General features: G+C 75.8%; 2 protein-coding genes. Both read right to left on the reverse strand.

Annotated features, from left to right (window positions below):
- Window positions 1–5595, reverse strand: a 5595-nt coding sequence (locus tag Q5694_RS34675) for a beta-ketoacyl synthase N-terminal-like domain-containing protein (protein WP_333937502.1), incomplete at its 3' end; no start/stop codon positions are given.
- Window positions 5596–5621: 26 nt separating this feature from the next.
- Window positions 5622–8072 (reverse strand): SDR family oxidoreductase (locus Q5694_RS34680; protein ID WP_333937503.1); only part of this gene is annotated, 2451 nt, incomplete at its 5' end.

Consider the following 8072-nt stretch of genomic DNA (forward strand, 5'->3'; position numbering starts at 1 on the left):
ACCCACCACCCCCGCCGCCCACGCAGCGGTCAACTCCCCCAGACTGTGACCCACCACCGCATCCGCAACCACCCCCACCGACTCCAACCACCGCACCAACGCCACCTGCACCGACACGATCCCCACCTGAGCAAAACGGGTGCTGTCCAACAAGCCGGAGCCATCGGCGAACAACAACTCCAGCAGCGGCACATCCAGATCACCCGCCAGCAGATCCGCGCACTCGTCCAATGCCGCCCGGAACACCGGCTCGGTCCGATACAGCCCCTGACCCATCCCCGCGTACTGCGACCCCTGACCGGTGAACATGAACACCACCGGAGCAGCACCACGCACACCCCTGCGCGAAACCCCCGCAGCACCCGAGGCCACATCCCGCAGCGCTACCGCCAACTCCCCCGCATCCCCACCCGAAACCACCGCACCGAACCGACCCGGCGCCCGCCCGGTGTTCGCCGTGAACGCGAAATCACCCACCTCACCGGCACCCACCCCCGCCAGCCGATCCGCATACGCACCCGCCAGCACCCGCACAGCCGACTCCTCGGCCCCCTCCACCCGCACCACGAACGACTCCTGCGCCACCACCTCACGAACCGGGACAGCAGGCGCCTCCTCCACGATCACATGCGCGTTGACCCCGCCCATCCCGAACGCACTCACCGCACCCCGACGCCGGCCCCCCACCGGACGCGGCCACACACCCACCCGATCCGCCAGATAGAACGGCGTCTCCTCGAACCGGATGTGATCATTGGGCCGCACCACATGCAACGACGGCGGAACCACACCCCGCTCCATCGCCAGCAACACCTTCACCAGCCCCGCCAGACCCGCAGCCGGCTCCAGATGCCCCACATTCCCCTTCAACGAACCGATCGCACAGAACTGCGACCGCCCCGTCAACGCACGCCACGCACGCGTCAACCCCTCCACCTCGATCGGATCCCCCAGACTCGTCCCCGTCCCATGCGCCTCCACCAAACCGATCGACTCCACCGACACCCCCGCATCCACCAACGCAGCGGAGATCACCTCGGCCTGGGCGCGCGGGCTGGGGGCCGAGTAGCGAGTGGTGCGGCCGCCGTGGTTGACCGCCGCGCCCTTGACGACGCCCCTGATCCGGTCGCCGTCGCGCAGCGCGTCGTCGCAACGCCGCAGGACCACGGCCACGGCGCCCTCACCGGGGACGAAGCCGTCGGCGGTGCTGTCGAAGGCGCGGCTGCGGTGGCGCGGGGAGAGGGCCATCATGTCGCCCATCGACCGGAAGTACTCCGGGCTGATGCCGGCGTGCACGGCGCCGATGACGGCCGTGTCGATGTCGCCGGAGCGCAGGTGCTGCAGCGCGGAGTGCAGGGCGACCAGTGACGACGAGCAGAGCGTGTTGACGACCGTGCTGGGACCGCGCCAGTCCATCAGGTAGGAGAGCCGGTTGGCGATCATCGCCTCCAGGCCCAGGCCCCGCCCCTCGGGCACGCCGTGGCGGACGCGCTCCTCGTGGTAGTGGTCGTGGCTGTACGCGATCCACAGCCCGGTGCGGTCGGTGCGGGCGCGGACGTCGCCGCGCCCGCCGTCCTCCATGGCCTCCCAGATCGTCTCGTAGACGATGCGGGCCTGCGGGTCGATCAGCGGCGCCTCGCGGGCGGAGATCCGGAAGGGCGCCGGGTCGAACTCGTCGACCCGGTCGAGGAACGAAGCGTGCGGGACGGTCGCGAAGGCGTCGCGCCGACGGCTCTCGGGCAGCGGGCGGACGGTGTCGCGGCCCTCGACGAGCAGCTCGGCGAAGCCGGGCAGTGTGGTGGCCGTGGGCAGCCTGACCGCGGCGCCGACCACGGCGATGTCACGTGACCGGGATGCGTGGGCGGCTGGGTCCGGCACGGCCTGATCGGCGGCGCCGGACTGCCGGGGAACCGCGGTGATCCGCGCCGCCGGAGCGGGCGGCTGCGGCGGCTGCGGCGGCCGGGTCGGCTGCGGGCCGGACGGTGCTTCGGGGGCCGCCTCGCCGAGAGGGGCGGCCGCAGGCGCCGGGACCACGGCCTCCTCGGCGGCCGGGGCCTCCGTGGCCGCCGGGACCTCCACGCCCGGCGTGCCGTCGGGGGCCGGTGCGGTCGGGAGGTGTTCGACGAGTTCCGGCGCCTCCTCCGTCAGGAAGTCGGCGAACTGGCGGGGCGTCGGGTACTCGAAGAAGACCGTCGGGTAGAGGGACAGGTCGTGTTCCCGGGAGATGCGCTCGCTCAGCGCCACCAGGCCGACGGAGTCGAACCCGGCGGACAGGAACTCGGTGTCGGCGTGCTCCTCCGGCGTGTCCGTCAGCGCCAGGAACCAGGCCAGCGCGCGAGCGGACGGCGAACCGACGGCCGCGGCCGGGACCGGCGCAGGGGCCGGGGCGGTGGCGGGGGGCGGCTCGGCCGGGAGTGATGCGGTGGCCGGCAGGGTCACCGCGGTCGGCACGGAGGCCGCGGGCGGCACGGAGGCCGCGGGCGGCACGACCGGCGTGGCCGGCGCGGCTGTCGCCGTCGGCGCGGCCGGGACCGGCCGTGCGGCGGGCGGGACGGGCCGGGGGTCGGCCGCCGGAGCGGGTCCGGTCTCCTCGTGGAACGCCAGTGCCGGGACGCGCTTGGAGGACATGTCGCCGAAGACCAGCAGCGGCGTGCCCGCCTCGTCCGTGACGTACTGGGTGACCCGGCACGCCTCGTCGTTCCAGAAGGCGATCTCGGTGCGGACGTACGCGGCGTCGTCCAGGGGGCCCAGGACGTCGAGCCGGCCCACCGACAGGGGGATGAACGCGGAGGCGTCCGCGGTGCCGAAGACCGGGTTGGCCGGGTCGATGGCCGCCACGGTCACACTGTCCAGGAGGCCCGGGAAGAGCTCCACGCCGGGCGGGTTCAGCTCCCGCTGGCGGGGGCCCTCGATGCGGGCGAGGGTGCCGCCGTCCGGCAGGCTCGCCACCCAGGAGATGTTGCGGTAGTAGCGCCCGTGGTGGTAGCCGATCCGCCGCAGCCACCGGTAGAGGCCGGAGCCCGCGTGGACGGCGGAGCCGGCGCAGTCGGCCAGCAGGGCGCCGATCGGCAGGCGGGGCACCGGCTCGGCACGGGGCGCGTCGGCGAGGCGGCCGGTGACGAAGACGTCGCCGCTCTCCCCGTCCTCGACCCGGAACCGTCCGTCCCCCTCGACCCTGCCCACCACGCGGCGGGCCCCGGTGGGGATGAGGGGGCGGTGGAAGAGCACGTCGCCCGCGCCGTGGAACGGCTCGCCGCGCAGGGCGGCGCCCTCGCGCAGGAAGTCGAACCAGGCCACGCCCGGGAGCATCAGCGTGCGGTACACGGAGTGCTGGGCGATGGGCACCTCGCCGGGCCCGAACACCCGGGCGTAGGTGTACCCGGCGGGCCCGTCGTCGACCAGCAGCTCGGCGGGCGAGCCCGGTTCGGCGGACCGGAGCGGTTCGGCGAGGTTCAGGGCACGTCCGCGCGGCTGGGCGACCGGCAGCAGGCGCTTGCTCCACGCGGCACCGGTGCTCCTCTGGTACGCGGCCCAGTCGATGTCGCGGCCGGCTTCGAAGAGTTCGGCGGCGATCGTCGCCAGCACGGCCGCGGCCGTCCGCTCGTCGTGCGCCGCGGCGAGCCGCGCACCGACGTCGTGGCCGGGCGCCTCCGGGTGCCCGGCGTCGTGGACCGGGTCGCCGTCGCGCCGCAGGACGTCGCCGAGCGCCTGCTCCAGCGGAAGGCCGCCCCGTACGAAGTCGCCGACCGCCTCCCAGCCCGGCGGAAGGCCGACGGCGCCGTCGGGCAGCCCCAGGTCGCGCAGTGCGACGGCGAGGGCGACTCCGGAGAGGATGCGGAGCAGTTCGCCGGAGAACGCGGCGAGCGGAATGCCGGCGGCCGCCTCGAAGAGGCGCACGACCTCGTGCACGGCGGGGGTGGAACGGTCGAGGGCGGTGAGCCACGCGGGCGGCGCGTCGGCCGCCTCCGGGCGTACGGAGACGACTGCGCGGGGCGTGCGGGTGCCGCCGGTGGAGAGGAGCCTGGCGCGCAGGGCGGACGTCAGCCCTTCCGCGTCCTCGGCGACGACGGCGAGCCGCTCCGCGCGGGCCGGCCGGGCGAGCCGGGCGGTCGCGCACACGTCCGCCAGTTCCTCGGGCCGGCCCGTCAGGGTGGGCAGGAACTCCAGCCACTGGGCGCAGAGTTCGCGCAGGCCGTAGGCGGTGTCGGCGGAGAGCGTGAGGACGTGGGCGAACCGCCGGGCCCCGGCCGGATCCGTCCCGGCCCCGCGAGCCGGGGCGGGCACCGCCTCGGCCACGACGTGCGCGTTGGTCCCGCCGAAGCCGAAGCCGCTCACGGCCGCCCGGCGTACCGGCACGTCGGGCCAGGGCCGAGTGGTGGGGGGCAGGTGGAAGGGGCTGTCGGCCAGGTTGAGGCGGGGGTTCGGGGACTCGACGGCCACCGCCGGGACGGTGCCTTCCCGCAGCGACACGATGATCTTCGCGAGTCCGGCGAGTCCGGAGGCCGAGTGCAGGTGGCCGATCCGGCGCTTGACCGAACCGAGGGCCACCGAGTTGCGCGGGACGCCGTGGCGCCCGAACACCTCGGTCAGCGCCCGCACTTCGATGGGGTCGCCGATGGCGGTGCCGGTGCCGTGTGCCTCGACGTACTGCACGGTCGCCGGGTCGACGGTCCGGTAGACCCTGTCGAGCAGGTCGATCTGGGCTTCCAGGTTGGGCGTGGTGACGCCCATGGTGCGGCCGTCGTTGTTGACCGCGACCCCGCTGATGGCGCCGAGGACCAGGTCGCCGTCGCGGAGCGCCGCCGCCATCGGCTTCAGCACCAGGGCGGCGGCCCCCTCGCCGGGGACGTAGCCGTTGGCCCGGCTGTCGAAGGTGTGGCAGAGCCCGTCCGGGGAGAGCGCCCCGGTGCGGGAGAGGAGGACGAAGGTCAGCGGATCGATCAGCAGGTCGACCGCGCCGACGAGGGCGAGTTCGCAGCTGCCGGCCGCGAGGCTCTGGCAGGCGAGCCAGACCGCCGAGAGCGACGACGAGCAGGCGGTGTCGACGACGAGGCTGGGACCCGCGAGGTCGAAGCGGTCGGACAGCCAGGCCGCCGTGAAGTTCTGCGACCGCCCCCACAGGGCGGCCGGGCCGGGCCCGCCGGCGCCGGCCGGGGCCGGCGCCGCGGGGTCCGGCAGGCCGGGCGCGGCCGTGCCGCGGCCGTGGTCGAAGCCGTAGGCGTTCATCCGGGCGCCGACGAACACGCCCGCGTCGAGCCTGCGGCGCGCGCCCAGGTATCCGGCGTCCTCCAGGGCCCGGGCGCCGACCTCCAGCATGACCCGCTGCTGGGGGTCGAGGAGGACCGCGTCCTCGGCGGTCATGCCGAAGGCCTCGTGGTCGAAGGAGAACGGGTCGACCAGGAAGGCGCCACGGTGATGGCTGCCGCGGTGCGGCGCCTCGCCGAGGTACAGGTGGCGTGCCCACCGGCTCGGCGGGACCTCGCCGACCTCGACCCCGTCGCCGCCCAGCATGGCCGTCAGGTCGGCCACGTCCTCGGCGCCCGGGAGCCGTACCGCGAGGCCGATGACGGCGATGCGGTTGTCATGCTCGCTCACAGTTGTCCTTTCGTTCGGCTCGCCGGTCACGCCTGGACCGCCCCTCGCCGTCCGTCGTCGTCGAGCAGGGGGCGCAGGAGGGCGCTCAGCGTGGATACGGCGGCCCCGTCGTGGCCGGGCGCGGAGGCGGTCGCCGCAGCGGTGGTCGCCGCAGCGGCGGATGCCGGGAGGCCGGGGTGCTCGGCTGGCCCGGCGTGCTCGGCCTGTTCGGCCTGGCCGGCGTGCTGGACCGGGCCGGCGTGCCCGGCCGTTTCGGCGAGTTCGGCCGCGATGTCCTCGGCCGTACGGGCGCGCAGGAGGAGGGAGGGGTCGACGGTCGGGCCGCCTCCCCGTTCGAGGGCGGTGGTCAGTTCCGCGATCATCAGGGAGTCCAGGCCGAGCCGCTGGAGCGGCGTGTCCCCGGGGTCCTCCCCCAGGACGTGGAGGAAGGCGCTCCGGACGTGGGCGCGCATCACGGTGGTGTCCCGCCGCGTGACCGCCGGTTCCGGCCCGGCGGCCGGACTCGGTGCGCCGTCGCCCGTGACGGCCGGGTCGGCCGGCACGGCCCGCACCGCGGGCGCGGCCGGGGTGGCGAGGGCGGGTACGGCGGGGACCGGCGGCTCCTGCGCCGGAACCGGTGCCCTGCCGGGGAAGAGCACGGCGCCGCCCGACCGCAGATGGTCGCCGAACGCGTCGAGCGCTTCCTCGGCGCCGATCGAGTACGCCGCGGAGAAGGCGTCGTCGGCCTTCATCCCGATGCCGGTCCAGTTCGGCCACGCGTGCGCGGTGACGGCGGTGACGACGTCGTCCTCCCGCTCGGCGAGGGCCAGTTGGAAGGCGTTGGCGAGGCTGTAGTCGACCAGACCGCGGCCCGCCAGGGCCTGGGTCCCCGCGATCGAGGAGACCAGGACGGCGAAGTCGGCGCGCTGCTCCTTGGCCAGGCGGACGACGTGGAGCGACCCGGCCACCTTGGGGGCGAGCACCTTCTCGGCGTCGCTCCAGGGGCGGCGGTGCATCGCGCCGAAGGGGTTGGCCCAGCCGGAGGCGTGCACCACGCCGACCAGCCGGCCCCAGCGCCGGCCGAGCCGGTCCGCGACCTCGGCCAGGGCCGCCGGGTCGGAGACGTCGCAGGGCAGGTACTCGACCTCGGCGGGGCCCGCCAGCTGCCGCAGCGTCCGGGCGCGGGCGGCGTCGAGGGCCGACCGGCCGACGACCGCGACGCGTCGGGCGCCCCGCGCGATGAGGCGTTCGGTCAGCCGCAGTCCGACGGCTCCGAGCCCCCCGGTGACCAGGCAGTACCCCTCGGCCGGGAGGGAGTAGGGAGGGCCGGGCCGGGCGGGTGCGGTCTCCGGCACGTACCGGACCCCCCGCCGGTAGGCGGCGAGGGTGGTCCCCGCGTCGGTGGCGGCGGTGTCCGGGGCGCCGTTCGCCAGCGTGGCGTACTCGGCTGCCAGGTGCGCGGCCTGGGCTTCCGCCGGGTCGGCGGGGTCCAGGTGGACGACGGCGGTGGGCCGGCGCCCCTCGGCGCCCGCGGCCCGGACGGCCATGGCGGTCGCGGCGCGGACCGGGTCGGTCCCGCCCTGCCCGCCGGAGACGTCCGGCCCGCCGAACGAGGCCCAGAGCACGCCGGCGCGCGGCGGCAGCGTCCTCATCAGATCACCCAACTGCGCCCAGAAAGGTTCGAGTTCGCCGGGTGACGGGGGCCGGGTGTCCCGGGCGCCGACGACGAGGGCCCCGTCGGCCGGCGCGCCGGGCGCCACGACGGTCACGCCCCGCTCCCGCAGCAGCCGGGTCAGGACCTCCCCGATGGCGGGGTCGGCGGCGGCCAGGCTCACCGTCGCCGGTCCCACCGGGGTCACCGGGGGCAGTGCGCGGGCACGCCACTCGACCCGTAGGGCCACCGTGTCCTGCCGCTGGCCGGCCGGGGGCTCGGCGTGTCCCGGCCGGCCGGCCGCTTCGGGGCCGCGCCAGAAGGGCGTGCCGGCGAAGGGGTAGGTGGGCAGGTCCGTGACGCGGGCTCCCGCGGCGGACAGCCCGGCCCAGTCGATGTGCGCGTAACCGGCCCTGGCCAGCTCCGCCGCCCCGGCGGGATGGCCGGGTGCGGCAGTCGTCCCGTTCGGGGCCGCCGCCCCGGCGGTGAGGTCGACGTCGACGCGGGCGACGGGAAGCTGCCCGTCCGCCACGGAGCGCAGCGCCGCCGCGAGGTCCGCCGCGGAGCGTCCGTGCACGGCGCTCTGGAACTCCAGTGGTGAGCGGCCGGTGTTGGCCGTGTGGCAGAGGTCGGCGGTCTCCACGGCGTCGCGTGCCGCGTCGAAGCGGGCGGCGTACGCGGCGGCCAGGGTCCGCACGGCCGTCTCGTCCGCACCGCTCACCCGGACCACGAACGACTCCGGGGCGGGTACGTCGCGGGCCGGGGCGGCCGGTGCCTCCTCCACGATCACATGCGCGTTGACCCCGCCCATCCCGAACGCACTCACCGCACCCCGACGCCGGCCCCC

Source organism: Streptomyces sp. AHA2 (assembly GCF_036857595.1).
Lineage (GTDB): Bacteria > Actinomycetota > Actinomycetes > Streptomycetales > Streptomycetaceae > Streptomyces.